Raw genomic sequence first — 22,239 nt, 5'->3', positions numbered from 1 at the left:
CTCATTGCCGAGATCCTGGCCGTACTGGTGCATCAGGCTCGTATCCCAGCTCGCGGCCAGTGCCTCCGGAGCTGGAAAAGCAGTCACGCCCGTCATGCCGTCGGCCACTCCGGCGGGGCCATCCTCCAGACCGAGGGCTGGAATACCCAGGCGCGTATTGGCTGGAATGTAGCCCACATAGCTGCCGCCAGACCAGCCATGCAGCATAGCAATCTTCTCATCGAGCGTCATCTGGGCTAGCAGCAGATCGGCGCGCCGGTCGGGAGATAAAGCGCGGTTCATCCAGGGGCGGGCCGCGGCAGAGGTGGCCCGCGCCGGTGCGCCGGGGGAGGAAAGGAAGAGGCTCCACAGGCAAAGCAGAAGTAGTGTCAGCAGCAGTCTCAGCGCCATCCTGGCGCCAGGCAACAGTACAAGGCGTCGCATCTAGCACGCTCCTTCGTTGGCAGACTGAGCCAGAGAGACACTCAGCGTTGCGTGCTCTGGCACCCGTGATCAGGCCCGGCAGGGCAGGCACAGCGCGGAACAGCAGAAGAGGAGGGCCTGCCCTCCAGGGCGAGATCAAGAGTGACTGGCCTTCCGCTCAGATCGCTGTGGCCTGCCGGGCCGACGTTGTACCGAACCGTGTGACTGGCCTGCCAGGCAATCTCCCATTGCCCGGGCAGCAGCAGGACCCAACCGGAGAGACGAAACACAGCGGAGGCAAGCGACTGGGTCCTGCTCTCGCTTTGCTCTCTTGCATAAAGCATGCCGAGAACTGTGCTCTGCCATACGAATACACCTCTCAACGGCCATTCTTCTCTCTTACCTCTCCTAGTGTGTTACACAGGAAAGAGCTGTGCTACACTGAAACCAGAGCGTGCCCTGTTTCAATGCTCTGGCAAAAAGCTCCGCAAAAAGTGCTTTCAGCGACTGAAACCCCGCTCTCCTCTCGCCTGTGCTCGTGGATAGTAAGGAAGGCTGTTGCTGGCGTAGTTGCCTCTTGCCTGCTGCCAATTCCGGCCCAAAACGCAGAGTGGCGGCGGAGAAGAAGGCTGCACAACCTTCCTCCCCGCCGCCCACACAAAGCAGAAGCCGAAGCGTACCGGAGAGCACCGCCTGAGTCAGCGGACGGACGACAAACAGCAGTAGCAGTGCCAGGAAGACCGACCTGGCTACTGGCCGCTTACTCCGCCTCGCTGGGCACGCGAACTGCCTCGCCCTTGGTCTCAGCTGTCCCCGACTTCGTCAGGCCGCGGGCTTCCAGCACCTTACCGACAGTGAAGTCGTAGACGAAGGCGCCGACCACGCCACCCAGCAACGGGGCCACGATCGGAATCCAGAAGTAGTAATCATTGGCTGACAGGCTGGCCCCGCCGCTCACGATAGCGACCCACAGCCGCGGACCAAAGTCGCGCGCCGGGTTAATGGCATAGCCCGTATTCAGGCCGAAGGAGGCGCCGATCGCCACCACCAGCAGACCGATGATCAGCGGATTCAAGTTAGCCTGCACCGGCTGGTTGCGGCCATCGGTGATAGCGAAGATCAGGCCCACCAGCAGAGCGGTACCCAGGAACTCATCGCAGAAGGCCCCGAAGGTTCCCACGAAAGGCTTCGGGGACGTATAGAAGACGCCGCCGTAGCCATTAGGATCGGCAATCTGCCCGATGGTCAAGTGATTGAGCGACAGAGCATGCACCAGCGCTCCCTGATAGACGAAGTAGAGAATAGCGGCAGCGACGAAACCACCGAGCACCTGAGCGACCCAATAAGGCACCACCTTGCCCCAGGCGAACTTCCCACGAGCGGCCAGAGCCAGGGTCACCGCTGGATTCAGATGGGCGCCACTGATGGCTCCAGCCACATAGATGCCCAGCATCACCGCCAGGCCCCACCCCAAGATAATGACGATCCACTCGTTCGCAAAGGGCGTTGCTGCATTGTTCGCTCCGATATTCGTGAAGAGGGCGAACGTGGCCACGCAGCCATCGCCGAAGAGCAGCAGGATCATGGTGCCGAAGAACTCGGCGATGCATTCTCCCCACAGGCCCGCAAGCGCTGAGGGCCTGCTCGTAAATTGACGGGCCATTGATCCAAACTCCTTTGTCACTCAGAGAGATAGAAGAAGGAAAGAATGAATGACGACAGACCAGGGCAAAGCCAGGGTCCGGCCATCCGCCGCGGAGCAGGGCGCACGTGGGCGCGAGCAGCAGGCGCGTCCTGCGGATAGCCGGACGGACTGAGAGCGCGGTAGCCTGATCAGTCAGGCACCCGCTGGCTACTGAGCGGAAGCGGGCCGCTCCCACTGCAGCGAGCGCTCCACAGCGCGCTTCCAGCCGGCATAGAGCGCATCGCGCTGGTCGGCGCTCATCTGCGGCTCAAAAGTGCGATCGACCGCCCACTGCTCGGCCACCTCTTGCTGGCTATTCCAGAAGCCGGTCGCCAGGCCGGCCAGGTAGGCCGCGCCCAGGGCCGTTGTCTCGGCCACCTTGGGGCGCTGCACTGGCACACCCAGGATGTCGGCCTGGAACTGCATCAGCAGATTATTGACCACAGCGCCGCCATCGACGCGCAGCGCCTTCACGTGCACGCCGCTATCCGCTGTCATCGCCTCCAGCACGTCGCGTGTCTGGTAGCACATCGATTCCAGCGTCGCGCGGGCAATGTGGGCGATGCTTGACCCGCGCGTCAGACCGACGATCGTCCCGCGAGCGTAGGGGTCCCAATAGGGGGCGCCCAGGCCGACGAAAGCTGGCACCAGGTAGACGCCGCCATTGTCGGAGACCGACATCGCCAGCTGCTCCACGTCGCTGCTCGACGCGATGGCGCGCAGCCCATCGCGCAGCCACTGGACCGCCGCGCCCGTGATGAAAATGCTTCCTTCGAGCGCGTAGGTCGTCTGCCCATTGATGCGCCAGGCGATGGTTGTCAGCAGGCCGTTCTTCGAAGCCACCCCACGATCGCCGGTATTCATCAGCATGAAGCTACCGGTACCATAGGTATTCTTCGCCATCCCGACCTCAAAGCAAGCCTGACCGAAGGTCGCCGCCTGTTGGTCGCCGGCCACGCCAGCGATCTTAATCGGGCCACCGAAAAACTCCGGGTCGGTCTCGCCATAGACCGTGCTGGACGGCATTACCTGGGGGAGCATGGCGCGTGGTACACCCAGCTCCTTGAGGATCACATCGTCCCAGTCGCCCGTGTAGATGTTGTAGAGCATGGTGCGCGAGGCGTTGGTCGCATCGGTCACATGGACGCGGCCCTTAGTGAGGCGCCAGATCAGGAAGGTGTCGACGTTCCCAAAGAGCACCTCGCCCCGCTCGGCCTTCTCGCGTACGCCGGGCACGTTATCCAGAATCCATTTGACCTTCGTGCCCGAGAAATAGGCATCGGTCACCAGCCCGGTCCGCTGGCGGATCTCGCTGTCGAAGCCCTTGGCCTTCAGCTCGTCGCAGATGGGGGCCGTCAAGCGGCTCTGCCAGACAATAGCGTTGAAGACCGGCTTGCCGGTGGCCTTCTCCCAGACAAGGGCGGTCTCGCGCTGGTTGGTAATGCCGATGGCGGCGATGTCGGCGGCGCTGGCCCCGGCCTTGTGCAGGGCCTCTTGGGCGACGCTGAGCTGACTGGACCAGATGTCCTCGGGATTATGCTCGACCAGTCCCGGTGCCGGATAGATCTGCGGGAATTCTTTCTGGGCGAGGCTGACGACGGCGCCCTCATGGTTGAAGACAATGGCGCGCGAACTGGTGGTGCCCTGGTCAAGGGCGAGGACGTACTTCGCCATAGGTAGACAAGCCCTTTCTTGTTGCTGTGACGTCTTCCGTTGTCCAAAGATCGGCCAGCCTGGACGCCGCGCCGCGCCGCTCCCGGCGCAGAACGGACCGCTGCGTCCGGGCACGCTACCCGCCTGCTTGACCTGCCACCGGCTTCGGCTTGCTTGTGAAGCGTGAAACGCAAGTGACAGACGCGCAGGCTGCTGGGCTGCTGGGCCGCTGGCACCGCTGCCATTGACCCAGACCTTGCCTGGCCTTGTACTGCTACCTGCCTACCTGCCTGCTCCTGCTATGACGAGCCAGACCCCTCTGCTGGATACCGCCTTGCCGGGGCTTGCGGTAGCCTCCGTGCTGCGCTACCGCTTCGCTCGAGCACACGAGCGGCTCTCTCCCCTTCGACACCCTCCAGGGTTGCCAGCTCTGTCTGCGAGGCCGTCTCTGCGAATCAAGTTTTAATCGCAGGATCGTCTCCAACGCTGGCGGGCAGGCCCTGGCTGCCAGGAGCAAAAGAAAAAAGTCCCAAGCCGTGTTGTTCACACTGGCTCAGGACTTTTCAGTTCACTGTCCTGTCAATTCTATATTTAGTTGTCTCTGCTTTGCTACAATGGTAGCAGTACAGGCCGGCTAATAACCCGTGCCTTGCTTATAATATAGTTAACCCACCTTGCTTTGTCAAGTGCCGAATTGCTGACAGTCGGGCAGGCCCGCCCGGTCCCCGATGGAGATGGTCAACTGGCTCAGGCTAGACAAACAGGCTGCCTCCTGACTATAATAAAGATACAATGACGCTCCTGGACCACGCAGGTCGAGCGCTTCGAGGAACGGCCCCCTTGTTTCACCGAGGTGTGTATACGCAAGCTGCACTGGAAATTGTGCGTCTGGCGCGTCTCTACCCCGTAGCGGCGGCGCTCAAATCGGAGGAGGATATGCGCCTTGCTCTGGAGGCGGACACGCCCCTCCTCTTTCTGCTGAAGGGCGATGCCTTTCAGCTGGCCCCCTTTGTCGAAGAGGCGCGGCGGCGAGGCAAGCGCGTCGTAGTGCATGTCGACCTTGTCAGCGGCATCGGCAAGGACCGCGCCGGCATCCAGTATCTGCACCAAATCGGCATCGATGCCATCATCACCAGCAAGTCGCAACTGGTGACGGCGGCGCGTGCCGAGGGGCTCATCACCATTCAGCGCCTGCTCCTGCTTGACGACTCCGGCCTCGAAAAGGGGGTCCGTACCATCGCCCATGCTGGCCCTGATCTTGTTGAGGTCCTGCCAGGCATCATGTTCCCCGAAGTGGCTGCCACTCTGCGGCGTCTCCTGCCTGGTCCCTTCATCGCTGGCGGCTTCATCCGCACTGCTGAAGATGTGGCCCGTGTTCAGCAGGCCGGGGCCATCCTCAGCAGCAGCAGCACCTACAGCCTTTGGCGCAACCTCTCCCTGGCGTGAGTGAGCGGCTCAAGCGAGGGGCCTCCTCTGCGTTTCTCTCCTGAAAAAACGCAGCAGGGAGAGAAGAAGGAGGCCATGATACGCTGATGCTACGCGCCTGACGCTGCGGCGGCCTGCTCTCGCTGCCACTGGATCATGACCAGCCAGAAGAAGAAGAGGACGATAGGCAGGGGAAAGCCGGGAATCTCGATGATCGCTTTGCGGTTCCACAGACTTTGCGGGCGGATAGTCCCCAGCACTTTGCCGTCGCGTTCCAGCAGAAAGGTACGTGTCCACAGCGACTGCGCGCGCAGGCTGTAGCGCTGGCCCGCGTAGTCGATCTCAAAGCGGCGCCTGAACGAGTGGCTCATGGCCTGGGCCTGGGGTATGCCATCCACCTCGTAGAGAAAAGGCCCGGTCAGCCCGGCGCGCCGAATGGTACATGTCTGGCCTTCCACCACAATACTGCCCTGTTCGCGCAGGATGCCTCGCTTGATCTCTGCAATCTCCTGTCCATCCTGACGAATGGAGTAGGTGTTTGAATACCAATGATGGGGCACGGCTTCTAGCATTGTCGTTGCTCCTTTGCTGCCTGCTTCCTCTTGCAGTGAAAAACGTCGCCTATCTGCCTCTGCTTGGAAGAAGGGTGGGACTCGTATGCTTGCCAGCCGTGCTCGACCCACTTGTATCTTACATGGCTCCGCCGCCGCCGTCATGATGCTGACTATGCCAGGTCGTAATGGCCAGCCAGAACATAAAGAGGACCAGTGGCAGGGGGAGATCAGGCAGGTCAATCACGACTTGCCGAATCCACAAGAACCAGAGACCCCGCGGGCGGATCGTCCCGACTGCCGTGCCATTGCTCTCCAACACGAAGGTCATGGCCAGCGGTCGCCTGGGTCGCAGCCGATAGCCCTGCTCGGACCCGGCATAGCAGGTGATGGACCAGCTCCGTCCAGACCACGAGCCCCGCGCCTGGGCCAGTAAGGAGCCATTGACCTCCAGCAGGTATGCCTGGATCAGGCCAGAGCGCCCACGACGCACGGGACGGGTGCGTCCCGCGACCGTCAGGCCCTCTACCCGGCAAAAAAGCGCGGGACCAATCTCCGTGAACAGCGTCCCATCCCGGAAGAGGCGGTAGCTGTTCGACCAGCGCGTGCGTGGCACGGCTTCCAACATGGCTTAGACTCCTCTCCCCTGGCATGGAAAACGGCTCTGCACTTCAGACTACGGTTTGCTTCCCTGGCTGTACCCGCTGGGCCGTGCCTCCTGATGGATGATCAGCCTGATGGCAGAAGACTGCCCAGGCTCGCCTCGCTCCCATGCTCTAACAATGAGGCTACGCTGCTGGGGCCCGTATATCCACTACTATTCGTTGCCAATCTCTGAACTTCTCCCTTGTCTTGAGGATAGAGTCAGAACCTCTGCTTGTCAAGAGGAGGCTGCGCCAATTTGTACCTACAGCGCACGCTGTACGACAAAGAGCACATCCTGCCCGGCCTCTACCGTTCCACTGGCGCGCTGCGTCAGGACCCCGCTGCCGCTGAAGACCACCGGGCTAAGCATACTCTTGCCCCGCGCTTCGATGCGGGCGCGATCGAAGCCTACCACCGGCGTGCCGGCCTCGACATGCTCGCCTTCCTGCGCTAAGAGAGTGAAGCCGTCGCCGGCCAGTTCCACCGTGTCGAGACCCAGGTGGACGATCACCGCGGCCTCCTCCTCACTGTCCTCGGAGCCGACAGCGACGACGAAGGCGTGACCACCCGGAAAGAGGCGTACCAGCCTGCCGCTGATGGGAGCGACCGCCACGTTGCCCTGCGGATCAATAGCCAGGCCATCGCCAACCAGCTTCTGAGCGAAAACCTCGTCGGGTACCTGCTCCAGAGGCACTACCTGGCCATCAAGCGGGGCCACAATCACCAGATCATTTTTCTTGCCGACTCTCATGCTCTTCTTCAAAACCTGCGCTTTCCAAGAGTATCGCTCCATTGATGGAGTTGTTAAACGAGTCTGGCCAGGCGCGCGGCCTGCCCCCTCGACCGTCCTGACGAGCTGGCCGTAGTGGGTGATGGCGGCGGCCCGTGGCCTGAGAAAGATCTTCTTCCTGTCACAGGATCAGCCACAGGAGGGGCAGGCAGATGCACCTGTCTGCCTCGAGCGCTCTGGATTTTCTCCCAGAGCGGCCTTCCAACCTGAAGGCTTCACGTTGAACGGGCAGACCTCTTCAGGCTGCCCGTTCAAAACGAGAGGCACCACGCCGATCTCTCTCAGAAGAGCGCCAGCGCTGACAATGTGCACATGTGCACGGCAGGGGGAGGGGTCACTCGCGGTGACGCCAGTTCAGCCCTGGCTCTCCTCGCTCTCTCCATCTGATGTATCTGCGCTCTGCTCTAGCTCGCTGCTGCCCTTCTTCATCAGCTGTTTCATGCGGCTGGCCAGGCGATCGGACTGCGTGCCCATGACCACCTGGACGATCTTGCCGTGGCGAATGACTCCAGCGGCTCCCAGGCTCCTGAGCCGGGCCTCGTCGATGCGCTGCGGCTCGCTGATAAAGAGGCGCAGGCGCGTGATACAGCCCTCGACGCTCTCAACGTTCTCCTTGCCACCCAGAGCAGCCAGCAGCTCCGCAGCCAGGCGCTCATCGGCATCGCCTGCCGTTGTCGCTGCCTCCTCCGTCTTTCGTCCAGAGCGTGGCCCGCGCTGACTCTCGGGCAGAATCCAGTCGCTGCGGCTGTCTGTGGCCGTGCCGCCGCGCCCTGGCGTTGCCAGATTGAAGCGTGAGATACAGAAGCTGAAAGTAAAGTAGTAGATGACGGCATAGATCACTCCGATCAGCAACAGCACCAGCGGCTGGGTCGTATTGGCCTTACTGAAATTGATCAGGTAGTCGATCAAGCCGGCGGAGAAAGTAAAGCCGATGTGGATGCCCAGGGCTGTGCAGATCGCCAGGGCCACGCCGGTCAGCACAGCGTGGATCAAAAAGAGTACAGGAGCCACGAAGAGGAAGGCGAACTCAATTGGCTCGGTCACGCCCGTCAGGAAGGAAGTCAGGGCGGCGGAGAGCAGGATGCCCGCGGCCACCCGTGGATAATGGGCGCGGCGAATCATCGCCAGACAGGCTGCTGGCAGTCCGAACATCATCACGGGGAAGAAGCCAGCCATAAAATTGCCCGCTGTTGGATCGCCGGCAAAATAACGGTTGAGGTCGCCGTTAACGAGGCCGTGCGCCGTGTGGTAGGTGCCCAACTGGAACCAGACGTAGGTATTCAGCACATGGTGCAGGCCGAAGGGGATCAGCAGCCGGTTGAGGAGGCCATAGATCCCGGTGCCAAGTGGCCCCAGGGCCACAATACCCTGACCGAGGGCATTGATGACCCCCTGGATTGGCGGCCAGATCAGGCCGAAGATAGCTCCCAGCACGAGGGCAACCAGGGCCGTAATGATAGGGACGAAGCGCTTGCCTCCGAAGAAGGCCAGGTAGTCCGGCAGGCGAATGTCGTGGAAGCGCCGATAGAGGCCGGCGCTGACCAGCCCCATGATGATGCCGGAGAAGACGCCCATTGAGATCGAGGGATCAGGAGCGCCGTTGACCTGGGGAATGATGACGTTGAAGACGCCAGTGAAGACAAGGTAGCCGACCAGCCCGGCCAGGGCTGCTGCTCCCTCTCCTCCGGTGAGGCCAATGGCAATGCCTATGGCGAAGATCAGCGAGAGATTGGAGAAGACAGCGTTGCCCGCCGCCGCCATCCAGGGCAGGTTGAGCAGGTCGGGCTGCCCGAAGCGCAACAGCAGGCCCGCCGCCGGCAGCACGGCAATCGGCAGCATCAGCGAGCGCCCGATGCTCTGTAAGGCTCCCAGGATGCGGTCAAAGCCGCTGACTCGCCCAGGGAAAACAACACCAGGAGAAGCTGAACTATTGGCGGCACTCATTTCAATGCTCCTGACGAGAGAAACTTAAACTACCAGTGGACGTGCATTACATGACTATGTTCTACGCTACCACTGGTTCATTTGTCAAGTCATCTATACCTATCATTGTACAGACGCTGATCTGGCCCTCCTATGCTGGCTGGCTAACACCGGCGGTCTCGTCTTGTCTTGTCCCTTGCCGTGTCGCCCACTCCGGGCGTATAATAGAAAGCTTTGATTCGCTTCGAGGCCATCGTCTGCTGCTATGGTGTAGTAAAGAAAGGGAATTGCATGCGTTTCGGCGTCCTTGGTACAGGTATGGTTGGCCAGACGCTGGCTGGCAAGCTGGTTAGTCTCGGCCACGAAGTCAAGATGGGAGCGCGGCAAGCCGGCAACGAGAAGGCCCAGGCCTGGGTGGCCTCAGCTGGACCTTCGGCCAGCGCAGGATCATTTGCCGAGGCGGCGCGCTTTGCTGAAATTGTGATTAATGCCACTGCTGGGGCCTGGTCGCTGGAGGCCCTGACTGCTGCCGGGGCGGAAAACCTCGCTGGCAAGATCTTGATCGACGTGGCGAACCCAATTGCTCCCAATTCGGGGATGCCGCCTCAGTTGAGCTTTTGCAATAGCGATAGTCTGGCGGAGCGCATCCAGCGCACCTTCCCGGCCAGTCGCGTGGTGAAGACCCTCAACACCGTGAACGCCGCCGTAATGGTGAATCCTGCTCTGGTACCCGGGCGGCACCACATGTTCTTGTGCGGCGATGATGCCACCGCCAAGAGCGAGGTGGCGGCTCTGCTGGTCAGCTTCGGCTGGCCCCCGGAGAGCTTGATCGATCTGGGCGGCATCTCAAATGCGCGTGGCACTGAGATGTATCTGGCGCTCTGGCTACGCCTCTGGGGGGTACTTGGTAGCAGCCCCTTTAATATCCGGGTAGTCTCGAATGACTTCTAGCAGCGACGCCAGTGTGCTTCCGGCTGGCATCGTGATCATTTTTTTCAGGATCATCGAATCTGCCTGACAGAAGCGGCTGGTCATCCTGTCTCAGGAGAGGTGTCGTCAGACTGCCTGTTTAGCCTGCGCGAGGATTGCAGAAGCTCCAGCCCTGGCGGCGGACGGACAGAGGTTCGCGAGCAGAAGACCCCGTCTTCAGGTGCAGTGCTGAGAAGTCAAGCCTTTTCGCTGGCGATCGAGCTGCTCTCTTGAAGGAGTATTGCTCGGACCTCTGTACAGGTTCGTCAGTCCTTTCGGGCAGGTGCCGCCAGGACAGGTTGCCCGCCTGCACAGCATATCACTGACATGGCAGAGCAGAGCGGCAGAGGTAGCAGACGCTTCGGGCAGGTGTGGCAGGTGGGTGCCTGTAAGGCCGGGATGCGGGGTGATAGCAGGCATCCTCGACCTCGATTCGGCGGAAGCACGGTGACTGGCTGGCGAGGATGCCTGCACAGCAGGGCAGGGTCGACCTGCCTGCCGACTACGCTATGTCTGTCTGGCCTCCCTGACCCTGGTCGGGAGATGAGGGCGCTGGCCCTGCGCTCAGCGGAGCACCGCAATTGCCACAGAAGCGGGCCGCGACGACGCGCTCGTGGCAACTGGCGCAGGTCACCAGCTCGGGCGCTCCTGCGGTGCTGGCTGGGCTGGCTGCCAGAGCGGCGCCGCAGAGATGGCAGTGCTGGGCCGCTTCGTCGTTGAGGGCCCCGCAGCGCGCGCAGTAGAGGCCGTGCAGGGTGCTGGTGCTGATGCGCGTAGCCTGAGCCTGGGTGCAGTAGGTTTCGATGGCCTGCCAGACGTCCTGGTAAAAGCTAAAGGCTCCGATGCTCCGAATCAGAGGAAAGATCACCAGAGGTGGAAAGAACAAGGCTCCCCACAGCATGCCAGGCAGCGAGCCTTCCAACCAGTTGCTCTGGCCAACGCTCACGCTGATACCATCGGGCACACGCGAGATGCTGACGCCGAGGGCAGTGCGCAGGCGCCCGCTCCAGGGACGCGCCTGCGCGATCTGGACCAGAACGTGATCCCCCTGCCCGATCTTCTGGGCGATAGTGTTGAGCGTGCTGCCTCCCCAGCCGAGATAGCTGTAGTTCTGGCCAAAGGTCTGGACGAGGTAGTCGGCCAGGCCGTCCGGGGAAAGGGTGCCGTGGTAGATACGCTGTTCCATGTGCAAAGCTCCTCCTTTGCTAACTAACAGTCAAATCGGGACACGCGCTTAAAGGGGAACAAACAGCTGATCGACTCCGGGAGAGACCTGGGCTGCCGTAGCTGGGCGGCCTTCTCTATTGCTAGGGCTGGTCGAGATGGTGGTGGTTGCCAGCAAGAAGAGGAGTCGGGAGGAGCACGAAGGAGTGTGAAGAAGGTTTGGATAGGCGGCAAGAAGCAGCCCGCTGCTGTGCGGCACTGACTGGAACCGCCAGGTCGCTGCCGTGAACATCGCTGGTCCTCCTTGGGCGCCGAGCTAAGCAGTGCGGCCCGCGGCCCTGGCGGGTAGCACCCTGCCGGTCTGCCCGGCTGCTGAGCAGCCAGATGGTTGTCTCAGACACTGGGCTGCCTTTCCTGTTCTGCTCCTGAGTCTCTCCTGACTAGAGCTGCCAGCCTGCTTCTATAGTAGCAGAAAATGCGCGATAAATCAATTTTTCTACTCCTGGGTGCGATACTGCCCTGGCGAGGTTGCGTGATGCGCCTTCCCGATGGCCTGCTCCTGCGGCGTTGGGCGAAATATAACTGAGCCTTAACAACCCCTACTTTATCTATTAACTTCCTCTTAGCATGGCCGCCCTACCATGAAGAAGCGTGGAGAGAGCAAGCGTACGGAGAGGCAGGGCCTGTGCTCTGTGGTCCGCCTCGGGCCTGCCTGCCGTTGACCTGCTGTCTCGCCGTTTGGCCGTCTGCTGGATGCGCTTGCGGCTGCTCGTTCTACCGGGCAATGGAGATTGCTGCCTCAAGCGCCGGCTCAGCATGCTGGGCCAGCAGTCCTTCCCGTGTGACCTTTGACCGTGTTCTCCGTGCATGCCAACGATCAGGAGGTAGCCTTTTGATGCGCCCTGGACGCAGCCAGGAACAGCTGCTATTCAATGATCTCTTCGGCCAGCAGAGCCGCCGCCACTTTCTGCGGCGGGCGGGCGTGGCTGGCCTCTCGGCCAGCGCCCTGGCGGCCATGCTCGAAGCCTGCGGGAGCAGTAGCACTGGCAGCAGTGCCACCACTGCCAACGTCAACATGGCTGGTCCTATCAAGCTGGATACGCTGATTGCCAATGCCAAAAAAGAGGGCCAGCTGCAGGCCGTGGGCATCCCACCAGAATGGGCTGACTACAAAGATATCCTGGCCGGTTACACCAGCCATTATGGCCTGCCTATCTCCTACAAGGCCGAAGCCGAATACTCCTCAGCTCAGGAGCTAGAGGTCTTCAAGAACTCGAAGACGCGCCCTCACGGTGACATCGGTGACGTTGGCTTCAAGTTTGGGCCGCTGGCTGTTCAGCAGGGGCTGGTTGCTCCCTACAAGCATGCCTACTGGGATGACATCGATGCCAGTCTCAAGGACCCCGACGGCTACTGGTGCACCGAATACTATGGCGCGCAGGCTTTTGTGATCAATACCGACCTTGTGAAGAAGCCGCCGACCTCCTTCGCTGAGTTGCTGAGCGGCAACTATAAAAATATGGTCGGCATCGACGGCGACCCGCGCCAGGCCAACGATGCCTTTCTGGCGGTCTTTGCCGCTGCGCTGGCTCACGGCGGCAGCCTCGACAATATTCAGCCCGGCATCGACTATTTTGCACAACTCAAGAAGAGCGGCAATTTCACGGTTGCCCGCTCCAGCATTGCCAATATTTCGACCGGCGAAGTGGCCATTGCCGTGATGTGGGACTATCTCGGGCTGGGCTTCCGCGACCAGCTGGCCGGCAAGCCACATCTGGAAGTGATCATTCCCTCCGATGGCTCGATCGCTGGTCCCTATGTCTCAGTGATCAATAAGACGGCTCCCCATCCTTTCGCGGCTCGCCTCTGGATTGAATATATTTTCTCCGACGAGGGACAGCTCTTCTATCTAAAGGGCTACGCTCATCCAGCCCGCTATCAAAAGCTGGTGGCGGCTGGCAAGGTTCCCCCTGATCTCGCTGCCAAATTACCGCCTGCTGAGCAGTATGCCAATGTGCGTTTTCCGTCGCTGGCTCAGCTGAATGCGGCTTCGACGCTGGTCAATAACAACTGGGGGCCGCAGGTGCTTGGCTCGTAGCGAGCCTGAGATGAGAGGAAGAGGAGCACATTCTCGCTCGGCGCAGCGGCGCTCTTCGCTCCTCTGAGTGGTCCGCACTGGCTGGCCGCTGGATCGGAGCGAGTGCGCTCGCTGCGGCTATCTGATCAGGAGGGAGGGAGGCCTATGCTTTCGCAGGCGCTCGATGAGGAAGAGGGGCGGGCCCAGCCTGGCATGGCCGGAGAGAAGAGGCGCGAGCAGCCGCTGGCGCGGCGTAGTGCCTGGCGCCTGGCTGGGTTGCTGGCCTGGTCGATTCTCGTGCCTTTCTTGCTCTTTTGTCTGCTCTTCGAGTTGCTGCCCGTGGTCATCACGATTCAGGGGAGCCTGACCAACGGTGGCACTGGTGGGCTGAGTCTGGCCGGCTATCAGCGGCTCCTGGCCCAGGCCAGCAATCTGCGCGCTTTTCAGAATAGCGTTGCCCTTTCGCTGGTCACGGCCCTCATTGGAGGTTTGCTCGGAGCGGTGGCTGCCTATGGGCTGGCCAGCCTGCGCCAGGGCTGGCTGCGCAATTTGCTGATCAGCTTTTGCAGTATCGCCGCCAACTTTGCGGGTGTCCCTCTGGCCTTCGCCTTCGTCGCGACACTTGGCGTCACGGGCTTTGTGACGGTCGCCCTGCGCAGCTGGCTGCATCTCGATCTCTACGCGCTTGGCTTCAGCATTTACCAGTTTTGGGGTCTGGTGCTGGTCTATGTCTATTTCCAGCTTCCGCTGATGATCCTGGTAACGCTGCCCGCCTTTACGGGGTTACGCCCGGAGTGGCGCGAGGCGGCCATCAATCTGGGGGCCTCGCCGGCTGGTTACTGGTGGCGCGTAGCTCTGCCCATCCTCTTCCCGTCGCTGGTTGCTGGCACCATGCTGCTCTTTGCCAACTCCTTCGGGGCCTTCGCTACGGCCTATGCGCTGGCTCAGGGGAACATCAACCTGGTCCCCATCCTCATCGATTTTCTGGTCAATGGTAACGTGACCGTTGATTTTGGCCTGGGTGATGCTCTTGCTGTCGGCATGATGGGGCTGCTGCTAGCGGTGGTCGCGCTCTACACGACGATGCTCAGGCGGGCGAGCCGCTGGCAGGGGCAGGGTCGCTAGCGGACCAGGACAAGGAGAAAAAAGCATGCGATCGCTATTTCGGCCTCGTCACCGCGAACCGGGCCAGGACGTGGGGCAGCCCAGCCAGCACTTGGCGAACGAGGGCGGACTCCTGCCGGCCAGGCTGGCACTCGCTCTGGTCCTGCTCTATCTGTTGATCCCGCTGGCGGCCACCCTGGTCTTTGGTCTCAGTGGCAGCCACGGCTGGGGAGATCTCTCAAGTCTCGGCGCCGTCTTTGGCGATCCCGATTTCTGGCAGACGCTGCTGACCTCACTCGGGCTGGCGGCGGGAACAACGGTGCTGGTCATTCTGCTGCTGACCCCTACCGTTTACCAGGTGCGTCTGCGCCTGCCACAGGTGCAGCCTCTGCTCGGAGCACTGGTCTTGCTGCCCTTTGCCGTCCCACCCATTGTGCTCGGAACCGGTTTGTTACAGGAGTACAACGGGGCGGCCACTAACAGCCCCCTGGTGGCCCTGCTCTCCCTGGGTCTGGTGCCGTTGCTGAGCAATGTCTTCCCCTTGCTGGATCTTCCGTTCTTGCTCATCTGCGCCTATGTCATCGTAGCGCTGCCGTTTGCCTATCGGGCCATTGACAACAGCCTGCGCGCGGTCGATGTCAGGGTGCTCACGGAGGCGGCGGCCAGCCTGGGAGCGGGCTGGTGGAGGACGCTGCTGCTGGTGATTCTGCCCAATATCTGGCCGGGAATCTTGACCGCGGCCCTGTTGACCTTTTCGACGGTGATGGGCGAGCTGACGCTGGCCAGCCTCTTCAATACCTATACCTTCCCGATCTACCTGAACATGACGGGGCAGAATGATCCGCACCGGGCGGCTCTGCTGGCGGTCCTCAGCTTTCTACTGACGCTCCTCTGTGTGCTGGGCATGGTACCGGCCACGCGCCCGCGCACGGGCAGGGGGCGGGCCGCGCTCCCGGGACAGATCGAGGGGGCTGGCCCACGCTAGACCGACTGGCCCTGCTGGCTGTCAAGCATGGATGACACAAGGATGAATGCCTATGGCTTTTCTAGAATTGCAGGAGCTGAGTAAATCCTTTGGAAGAACGCGGGCCGTTGAGCGCCTCTCTTTGGAGGTTGAGCAAGGCGAGTTCTTGACACTTCTGGGACCAAGCGGCTGCGGCAAGACTACTATTCTGCGCCTGGTTGCTGGCTTTGAACAGGCGGATGCTGGGCGCATTCTCCTTGATGGGGAGGAGATCACAACCCGCCCGGCCAACCGGCGCCCGATGGGCATGGTCTTTCAGTCCTACGCCCTCTTCCCGCATATGACGGCTGAGCAGAACGTTGCCTTTGGCCTGCGTCTCAGGCGCTTGTCTCCTACCTTGGTCCACCGGCGCTGTGAGGAGCTGCTGGCCCTGGTAGGGCTGGCCGATCGGGCGCGCAATTATCCGCATCAGCTCTCGGGTGGGCAGCAGCAGCGCGTGGCCCTGGCGCGCGCGCTGGCCGTTGAACCGAAAGTGCTGTTGCTCGATGAGCCGCTCTCGGCCCTCGATGCGGCGGTGCGCGTGACCTTGCGTGAGGAGATCCGGCGCATTCAGCAGCAGCTGGGGATGACCGTTATCTACGTGACCCATGATCAGGAAGAGGCCCTGGCCATCTCCGACCGCATCGCCGTCATGGCCCGCGGTCGCCTTGAGCAGCTTGGGGCGCCCGAGGAGATCTATCGCCGACCGCGCACGGTCTTTGTGGCCGGCTTTGTCGGGGCCAGTACCCGCCTGCCGGCTCGCCTGGAGCGCGCGGCTGATGGTCACTGTCGTCTTGGCGAGATCCTCCTCCGTGTGCCACCTCAGCCGGAGCTGAGCGATGGCGCTGCTGTGCTGCTGGTGGTGCGCCCCGAGCTGGTCACACTGCAGCAGCTCGAAGAGGCTGATGGCGTGGCTGTGGACAGGGGTCAGAGCCAGGAGCAAGAGAATCTCCTCACAGGCATCGTGGAGCTACGCACTTTTCTGGGGGCAGTGACACGCTTCCGCGTGCGGGCCGACGGAGGCCAGCTCTTCACGGTTGACCTCCCTGGGCTGCAGGCCCGAACCCTGGTTCCCGGTCAGCGCGTCCTTCTCGCTTTTCCGCCCGAAGCCTGCCTGGTGCTACCATACGGGGAGAGCGAGGCAGAAGCGGCTGCCGGGCGCTCAGGCAGGGCCGCCGTTGTCGGGCAGGTCTCGCCCGAGCGCGAGCCGCAGCCGGAACATGCCTGAGAGTGGGTCGGAGACACTCTGGCCAGCTGGCGGGCGGACTGGCTCCAGCAGCCTTAAGGAGAAAAGAAAGCGCCCGCAGGAAGAGGGCGGCCAAAACGGTCGCTGTCTCTCCCCAACGGGCGCGGCGAGCCAGGAGGAGCGAGCACACGAGCGAGCAACAGTGACCCTGGCCCGCTGACGCTCGCGAACGAGCGAGCGAGCGCGCCGCCCGTCCCACGAGCGCCATTATGCAGGGGTATAGATGCCAAATTCCCAGAGCGAGTAGCCGTAAGAGGTACCGCGCGCTGTTCCATAGAGGCGCACATAGCGCCCTGAGCCGCTCACGTCGAAATCGTCGACCCCACCGGTCCCGCTCGTCGTCGAATAAATCGTCGTCCAGGTCGTGCCATTGTTCGAGACCTGGACCTGATAGGCCGAGCCATAGGCGGTCTCCCAGACCAGTTGAATATGGTTGATCTGTCTCGCCTGACCCAGGTCGACCATGATCCACTGCGGGTCACTCCAATCGCTGGCCCAGCGTGTTGACAGGTTGCCGTCGGTGGCATTCGATGGCGGATAAGGGGCGCCATTGCCGGTGGTCTGGTAAGAGGAGGCCGTTGTGGGTTTACCAATCGCCACATTGGTCCCGTTGACAGGCGGAGGCACCACCTTGAACGAGCGCGTCTCGATGCCAACGTTCCCCAGGCCATCGTAGACATACAGGTAGACCTTCCAGGTTCCCAGCACCTTGGGCGCCGTCACCGTGAAGGTGCTGTTCCCCGCCTGGCTGAAGGTGGCGTAACGCAGGCCAGTGCTGCCATCGATGTATTTGCTGCTAAACATCACAGTGTAGCGCAGCAGGTTGCCGCCGGGGTTGCTGACGCTCGCGCTCAAGGTAAACTGGCCGCCTGCTGGCACCGTATTGGTGCTCACCGTCAGATTCGAGATCACCGGCGGGGTGCTGCTGGCCGCGGGGGTCTGCCCCGTATAGAGCTGTTGGACCGTGTAGTAAGCCAGTCGTTTCCAGCCGCCGGTTTTCAGATTAAACCAGACGCCGCCGAAATCGTTCTCGATGCCGTAGTTGAACAGCGTCGCCCCCAATGCTACCCCGCGGTGACTCGTGATACAATTCCAGGCCGTGGCATAGCCCTGAGCTGACTGTGTGTCCGTACTTTCCTGGGGGACGCCGTTGGCATCGTTGGGTACCTCCCACTCGCCTGGCGGCCCCGACTCGGTCACGAGGTAGGGGACACTGTAGCCGCCGTTGATCCAGTCCTGTTTCACATTGCAGACCGCTCCATAGGAATTGACGGCGTAAAGATCCAGGTGTGGCGCGTTGGCCTTGTAGTATTGCCAGGCGCCGGTCCAGGCGTCGGTTGACGTCACAGGATGGTTCGGATCGATAGCGTGGATCGCCTGAGCCACCTGGTCCACGAACTGGGCGTAGGCGTTGCGTTCCTGCTCTAGCTGTGTCCCCGAAAAGCTATTTTGCAGATTGAGCAAGACCTCGTTGCCGACGTCCCACATCAGCACCGCCGGATTATTTTTGTAGGTGTTGACCAGACTCTGGATGGTGCTGAGCTGGCTCGTCTTGTAGGCGCTGTCGTTGAGATAGTCGGCGCTCTGGGAGAGCCAGAAGCCATTGATAACCTTGATACCGTAGGCGGCGGCAGCGTCGAGCAGCGACTGCGTACTGCTATCGGTCCCCCAGGTGCGGATCGTGTTGACGCCCAGTGCCTGCAGGTCGGGCATATAGGCCAGAGCGGCAGCGTTTGAGGGACCGAAGGTCACGCCCTTGATCAGATAGGGCGAGCCGTTGACCAGCAATTGCCAGTTCCCCTGCGTCCCAGTGACCTTGACGACACTGGCCCCGCTCGGAGTTGGCGGCGTCGTCAGAGCCGGCGGCGCTGTGCCCGTTTTCTGGTAGACCGCTACCGAGGCGATGCTCAAGGTGCCGCCCGAGGAAGTGGCGCTTGTGGGCGTCGTGCAGCTGCAAACGGTGTTTGGGAAGGAGCCGCCGATGGCCAGATCGAAGATCAGGAAGAAGCTGTGATCGACGGCGGCCTGCCAGGCGCTCACGCCGACCTGGCTCTCGCGCACAATCCAGATCTGCTGGTTATCCAGGTACCAGCGGATCTGCTCATCCGAGAGACTGCGGTCGATGATCACTGAATAGGTGTGATAGCCGCTCTGGCAGCCTGGACAGGTGGCCAGGCCGCTGGTGAGGCCATTGTACTCGTTGCACGGGCCGCCTGGGGCACTGCCGCAGTGCAGGGTTGCGATCTCAGCGTTGCGTCCGTTGACGTCCTCCAAAATGTCGATCTGGCCAACTGCCGGCCAGTTCTGGTAGTTGCCCCGGTACTGGGCGCCCATGGCGCTGAAAGCTGGCCAATAGCCGAGGCCGTTGGCCGGGTTGGGCTGCTTGATGGAGGCGCTAATTTGCAGCATACCGCCCGCGGGGGCGGCGAAATCGCTGCGCTTCGTTTCGATGCGTCCAGAGGTCCAGCTCCCGTTAGTGTTGAGCGCGGTAATATTCAGGTGGTTATTGCCGTCGAGATAGACGTTGCTGGCCGAGTTACTCATGGTCTCGACCTCGCCGGTGCCCCAGTTGGCCGCTCCGCCGGGGTAGCCTGTGCCAGTGTCGATGATCCAGTTGTCCGCTGAGGGCAAGCTGCCAGCAGGACCGCTGAAATTGTCGCTCCAGACGAGCGTCCAACCGCTGCTGGCAGCAGGCAGGACTTCGAGGCCGTTGAGCTGGGCCTGGTCGACAAGAGAGCTGAACTGGAGGGAGATCGTGCCGCCGGAGGAGGCGGTGGCGCTGAACTCCTTGATGATGGCTTTGTTGGCACCGCCCGCAGTGGCGAAGATGTCGAAGTTGGCGAGGACCGTTTGCCCGTTGAGACTGACGTTAAAGACGCGCTTGCCGGCGGTGGTCCAGTAGGTTTCGGCGAAGTGGAGGCGGACGGTATAGCTGGCGCCGGGGGTCAAATTGGGGATAGCGTAGGAGAAGTTGCCGAGGTGGGCGGTCTGGTAGACGGCCTGGGGGGCGGGATTGGAGAGGCCGGACGTGTCGACAGTGTTGGCGGTGGAGGAGGTGCCGCCACCGGAGAAGTCGGTGTCAGCCACGAAAGGAGAGACCGCCGGCCCACCGGCATTGATCTGGATAGCAGTGGCAGCTCTCGCTAGAGGCGCCCGGCCCAGCAGCGAGGCCATGACACTCCAGGAACAGATTAACATGAGCACGAGCAACCAGCGAAGCCTGGGCAAGGGCGCTGGCGCCAATGCTGACAGTGACATAGGCTGCTGCTGCCTTGCTACATCGGGAGCAGGTGCATCCATGACAAACTCCTTTGCTTGCTTGCTTGCTTCTTTGCGGCTTGAGCCGATCGCGCAGTTCTGCGATTCTGGCGGGGCCAGGCACCCTGCTGCCAGCCAGAGGACCTCGCTGTCGCGCTGACCAACTGCCGGCCTGCTGGCCTGCCGACCTCGACCGGGGGCGGGAACACAGCGCTGGGGCTTTCCCCTCCTTTCTTTCCGAAATTTTGCGAAATCAATATCGATGCCTTTGTTTTGAATATAGAGAATTCGGGGGGTCATGTCAAGAGGGAGTGAAACTTTACTTGTTCTTTTTCGAAAAATGGCAGTGCAGGGGAAAGGCTTGCCCTGCTAGCGGGCAAGATGCTATCATAGGGCCTGCCGATACAGTGACCATCGCTTTTTTCCTGCATCGAGCGGGTTGCATCGGAAGAGAGCGACCCTGACCGGGGATGGATGCCAGCAATGTTCACTCTGCGCCGTTATAGGCCGGCTGATCAGGAAGCCGTAGAGCGACTCCACGTAACGCTTCTCAAAGAGACGGGGGCCTATCTTGGGCGAGGTTCCTGGGATGACGACGTCTACGCTATCGAAGAGCACTATCTGAACAACGGCGGGGAATTTCTCATAGGAGAATGTGACGGCAAGATCGTAGCGATGGGGGCCTTAAAGCGCACGGATGCTGAGCGTGCTGAAATCAAGCGCATGCGTGTGCTGCCTGAATATCAGGGTCGGGGCTACGGTCAGCGTCTCCTCGAAGCCCTCGAAGCGCGGGCGCGTACTCTTGGTTATCGCCTGCTGCATCTTGATACATCGGTGCTCCAAACGGCGGCCCAGCGTCTCTACACAAAAAATGGTTTTCGCGAGGTAGGCCGCTCCTTCTATCAACAAGGTCAGCCTTCGGGAGAAGGGGAGAGCCGTCCGCTAGAGAAGATCCTTTATGAGAAGCCGCTGATCTAACCCTGAACAGCGGGTAGGTCCTCTGGACTCTTCCCGCGGGGAGGGACAGAAGAAGCCGTCAGCGCCGCAGACCCTGCTCAGGATGTGGGAGGAGAAGGAGAGCGGGCCCCTTTGCCCGCCCGGGGCGTGCCGATTCAGCCTGCGCGTGGTGGGCAGCATGACTGGCGCTCGACCAGGTGCGTCGGCAACACGACGCGCGGCATCTCTAGCTGTTCTCCATTGAGAAGACGGAGCAGCATCGTCGCCGCCGTGCGACCCAATTCCAGGCGTGGTGCATGAATGGTCGTCAGCGGTGGATTCATGATCTCAGTATAGGGCAGATTGTCGAAGCCCACCACGCTCAGCTGGTCAGGCACTGCCAGCCCGCGCTCATGCAGGGCGCGGTAGACGCCCGCTGCCTGGCGATCGTTACCAGCGAAGATGGCCGTCGGTGGCTCGGGCAGCTCTAGCAAGCGCAAAGCGGCTTGATAGCCGCTGGCCTCAGTGAAGTCGCCATCGCACTCCAACTCGGGCATCAGCGGCAGCCCGGCGGCATCCAGAGCGGCGCGGTAGCCGGCGATGCGCTCGATGGCATCCCTGGCCGGCGAGGTCTTGCCAATGTAGGCAATGCGCCGGTGGCCCAGCCGGATCAGGTAGGTCGTGGCTACAAAACCACCCTCCCAGCTCGTAATGCGCACCGAAGGCGCCGTCGCCTGCAGTCCCCCCTGGTTGTGAATGAGCACAAATGGCAGGCCCGAGCGCTCAAGTTGCTCGATCGCTCGCTCCGACGGCAGGACCACCAGGATGCCATCGGTCGAGTGGTCGGTGACCGTGGTAATCCAGCGCACCTCTTCCTCCGGCTTGTAATCGGTGGCCGTCAGGACCAGGCGCAGGCCAGCCTCACGCACTACCTGGGCTACTCCCTCCAGAATGGGTAGATAATATTCGTCGTCCAGTCGCGGCAGCAGCAGGTCGACCAGCCCGGTCTTTCCTTTGCGCAGCGCCCGCGCCGCTCGGTTGCGTACAAAGCCATACTCTTCAATAATCCGCTCGACTTTCTCTCGCGTTGGTAGCGAGACGTCTGCTCTCCCGTTAAGAACTTTGGAGACCGTGGGGACCGAAACCCCCGCTATTCTGGCGATTTGGGCAATGGTGGGTCGCCCGTCACTGTTGTGTCGTCTTGCCATTGGCTTACGCTGTGCTTGCTCCCCTCTGAAAGTTTCCGACCTATTATAGCACAGCCACTGCACAGTCATCTGAACGCTCCTTTGCTCCTTCTCTCTTGTTTCCGCTGCTGTTGCTATCCCTCCAGCTCGCTCTCTTGACAAGCCACGGGCAAATCCGTATAGTTTTCTTCTAGAAAACGATTTCGCCTTTCTTTCGAAAGA

At 61.5% G+C, this 22,239-nt stretch carries 16 protein-coding genes and 1 pseudogene; 7 read left to right on the top strand and 10 right to left on the bottom strand.

What is annotated here, in order from left to right:
• From BGC09_RS11430 to glpK, 3 genes and pseudogenes are all read right to left on the bottom strand, one after another.
• A pseudogene (locus tag BGC09_RS11430) lies at nt 1-423 on the bottom strand (glycoside hydrolase family 3 C-terminal domain-containing protein); the annotation flags it as partial.
• A gap of 739 nt (nt 424-1,162) precedes the next feature.
• Nucleotides 1,163-2,065 (bottom strand): MIP/aquaporin family protein, encoded by a 903-nt coding sequence (locus tag BGC09_RS11425; RefSeq protein ID WP_069804122.1) that lies wholly within the window; start codon nt 2,063-2,065, stop codon nt 1,163-1,165.
• Between the two features lie 189 nt (nt 2,066-2,254).
• A complete protein-coding gene (gene glpK, locus BGC09_RS11420; protein WP_069804121.1) occupies nt 2,255-3,760 on the bottom strand; it encodes a glycerol kinase GlpK in 1,506 nt (501 codons plus the stop codon).
• 819 nt (nt 3,761-4,579) lie between these two features.
• Here glpK and BGC09_RS11415 point away from each other — a divergent pair.
• Nucleotides 4,580-5,185 (top strand): glycerol-3-phosphate responsive antiterminator, encoded by a 606-nt coding sequence (locus BGC09_RS11415; protein ID WP_069804120.1) that lies wholly within the window; start codon nt 4,580-4,582, stop codon nt 5,183-5,185.
• 89 nt (nt 5,186-5,274) lie between these two features.
• On the opposite strand, the gene BGC09_RS11410 is transcribed toward BGC09_RS11415, so the two are convergent.
• From BGC09_RS11410 to nagE, 4 genes are all read right to left on the bottom strand, one after another.
• The gene (locus BGC09_RS11410) at nt 5,275-5,736 is read right to left on the bottom strand and encodes an LURP-one-related/scramblase family protein (RefSeq protein WP_069804119.1); all 462 of its coding nucleotides are present in this window, start codon (nt 5,734-5,736) and stop codon (nt 5,275-5,277) included.
• Nucleotides 5,737-5,854: 118 nt separating this feature from the next.
• Complete coding sequence (locus tag BGC09_RS11405) at nt 5,855-6,343, bottom strand: hypothetical protein (RefSeq protein WP_069804118.1); 489 nt, start codon at nt 6,341-6,343, stop codon at nt 5,855-5,857.
• A 279-nt stretch (nt 6,344-6,622) separates the two neighbouring features.
• Nucleotides 6,623-7,111: a PTS sugar transporter subunit IIA gene (locus BGC09_RS11400; protein WP_069804117.1), complete on the bottom strand. Its 489-nt coding sequence runs from the start codon at nt 7,109-7,111 to the stop codon at nt 6,623-6,625.
• Between the two features lie 393 nt (nt 7,112-7,504).
• Nucleotides 7,505-9,094 carry an N-acetylglucosamine-specific PTS transporter subunit IIBC gene (nagE, locus tag BGC09_RS11395; protein WP_084658481.1) on the bottom strand — a complete coding sequence of 530 codons (1,590 nt, stop codon included), beginning with the start codon at nt 9,092-9,094 and terminating at the stop codon, nt 7,505-7,507.
• A gap of 270 nt (nt 9,095-9,364) precedes the next feature.
• Here nagE and BGC09_RS11390 point away from each other — a divergent pair, with 270 nt between their 5' ends.
• On the top strand, nt 9,365-10,024 hold the full coding sequence (locus BGC09_RS11390) for an NADPH-dependent F420 reductase (RefSeq protein WP_069804116.1): 660 nt from the start codon (nt 9,365-9,367) through the stop codon (nt 10,022-10,024).
• Between the two features lie 520 nt (nt 10,025-10,544).
• Here the strand turns inward: BGC09_RS11390 and BGC09_RS11385 are convergent.
• Nucleotides 10,545-11,228 carry a zinc ribbon domain-containing protein gene (locus BGC09_RS11385; RefSeq protein ID WP_069804115.1) on the bottom strand — a complete coding sequence of 228 codons (684 nt, stop codon included), beginning with the start codon at nt 11,226-11,228 and terminating at the stop codon, nt 10,545-10,547.
• Nucleotides 11,229-12,101: 873 nt separating this feature from the next.
• Here BGC09_RS11385 and BGC09_RS11375 point away from each other — a divergent pair.
• From BGC09_RS11375 to BGC09_RS11360, 4 genes are all read left to right on the top strand, one after another.
• Complete coding sequence (locus tag BGC09_RS11375; RefSeq protein ID WP_176728907.1) at nt 12,102-13,304, top strand: extracellular solute-binding protein; 1,203 nt, start codon at nt 12,102-12,104, stop codon at nt 13,302-13,304.
• 144 nt (nt 13,305-13,448) lie between these two features.
• Nucleotides 13,449-14,408 carry an ABC transporter permease gene (locus BGC09_RS11370; protein ID WP_084658475.1) on the top strand — a complete coding sequence of 320 codons (960 nt, stop codon included), beginning with the start codon at nt 13,449-13,451 and terminating at the stop codon, nt 14,406-14,408.
• A gap of 25 nt (nt 14,409-14,433) precedes the next feature.
• Nucleotides 14,434-15,372 (top strand): ABC transporter permease, encoded by a 939-nt coding sequence (locus tag BGC09_RS11365; protein WP_084658472.1) that lies wholly within the window; start codon nt 14,434-14,436, stop codon nt 15,370-15,372.
• Between the two features lie 52 nt (nt 15,373-15,424).
• Nucleotides 15,425-16,618, top strand: coding sequence for an ABC transporter ATP-binding protein (locus BGC09_RS11360; RefSeq protein WP_069804113.1), 1,194 nt, complete (start codon nt 15,425-15,427; stop codon nt 16,616-16,618).
• Between the two features lie 225 nt (nt 16,619-16,843).
• Here BGC09_RS11360 and BGC09_RS11355 read toward each other — a convergent pair whose 3' ends face one another.
• A complete protein-coding gene (locus BGC09_RS11355; RefSeq protein ID WP_176728906.1) occupies nt 16,844-19,936 on the bottom strand; it encodes a discoidin domain-containing protein in 3,093 nt (1,030 codons plus the stop codon).
• A 441-nt stretch (nt 19,937-20,377) separates the two neighbouring features.
• On the opposite strand from BGC09_RS11355, the gene BGC09_RS11350 reads away from it, so the two are divergent.
• Entirely contained in the window at nt 20,378-20,872 is a 495-nt protein-coding gene (locus BGC09_RS11350; protein ID WP_069804112.1) for a GNAT family N-acetyltransferase, read from the top strand.
• A 134-nt stretch (nt 20,873-21,006) separates the two neighbouring features.
• On the opposite strand, the gene BGC09_RS11345 is transcribed toward BGC09_RS11350, so the two are convergent.
• The gene (locus tag BGC09_RS11345; protein WP_069804128.1) at nt 21,007-22,038 is read right to left on the bottom strand and encodes a LacI family DNA-binding transcriptional regulator; all 1,032 of its coding nucleotides are present in this window, start codon (nt 22,036-22,038) and stop codon (nt 21,007-21,009) included.
• Nucleotides 22,039-22,239 lie beyond the last annotated feature (201 nt).

The sequence above is a fragment of the Thermogemmatispora onikobensis genome (assembly GCF_001748285.1).
In the GTDB taxonomy this organism is placed as follows: domain Bacteria; phylum Chloroflexota; class Ktedonobacteria; order Ktedonobacterales; family Ktedonobacteraceae; genus Thermogemmatispora; species Thermogemmatispora onikobensis.
Note: the sequence above shows the minus strand (reverse complement) of the source record. Positions and strands in the feature narration are given on the sequence as shown.

Coding starts and splice junctions, on each gene's coding strand:
- BGC09_RS11425 (WP_069804122.1), bottom strand. CDS start 2,065: ATGGCCCGTCAATTTACGAGCAGGCCCTCAGCGCTTGCGGGCCTGTGG.
- glpK (WP_069804121.1), bottom strand. CDS start 3,760: ATGGCGAAGTACGTCCTCGCCCTTGACCAGGGCACCACCAGTTCGCGC.
- BGC09_RS11410 (WP_069804119.1), bottom strand. CDS start 5,736: ATGCTAGAAGCCGTGCCCCATCATTGGTATTCAAACACCTACTCCATT.
- BGC09_RS11405 (WP_069804118.1), bottom strand. CDS start 6,343: ATGTTGGAAGCCGTGCCACGCACGCGCTGGTCGAACAGCTACCGCCTC.
- BGC09_RS11400 (WP_069804117.1), bottom strand. CDS start 7,111: ATGAGAGTCGGCAAGAAAAATGATCTGGTGATTGTGGCCCCGCTTGAT.
- nagE (WP_084658481.1), bottom strand. CDS start 9,094: ATGAGTGCCGCCAATAGTTCAGCTTCTCCTGGTGTTGTTTTCCCTGGG.
- BGC09_RS11390 (WP_069804116.1), top strand. CDS start 9,365: ATGCGTTTCGGCGTCCTTGGTACAGGTATGGTTGGCCAGACGCTGGCT.
- BGC09_RS11385 (WP_069804115.1), bottom strand. CDS start 11,228: ATGGAACAGCGTATCTACCACGGCACCCTTTCCCCGGACGGCCTGGCC.
- BGC09_RS11375 (WP_176728907.1), top strand. CDS start 12,102: ATGCGCCCTGGACGCAGCCAGGAACAGCTGCTATTCAATGATCTCTTC.
- BGC09_RS11370 (WP_084658475.1), top strand. CDS start 13,449: ATGCTTTCGCAGGCGCTCGATGAGGAAGAGGGGCGGGCCCAGCCTGGC.
- BGC09_RS11365 (WP_084658472.1), top strand. CDS start 14,434: ATGCGATCGCTATTTCGGCCTCGTCACCGCGAACCGGGCCAGGACGTG.
- BGC09_RS11360 (WP_069804113.1), top strand. CDS start 15,425: ATGGCTTTTCTAGAATTGCAGGAGCTGAGTAAATCCTTTGGAAGAACG.
- BGC09_RS11355 (WP_176728906.1), bottom strand. CDS start 19,936: ATGGATGCACCTGCTCCCGATGTAGCAAGGCAGCAGCAGCCTATGTCA.
- BGC09_RS11350 (WP_069804112.1), top strand. CDS start 20,378: ATGTTCACTCTGCGCCGTTATAGGCCGGCTGATCAGGAAGCCGTAGAG.
- BGC09_RS11345 (WP_069804128.1), bottom strand. CDS start 22,038: ATGGCAAGACGACACAACAGTGACGGGCGACCCACCATTGCCCAAATC.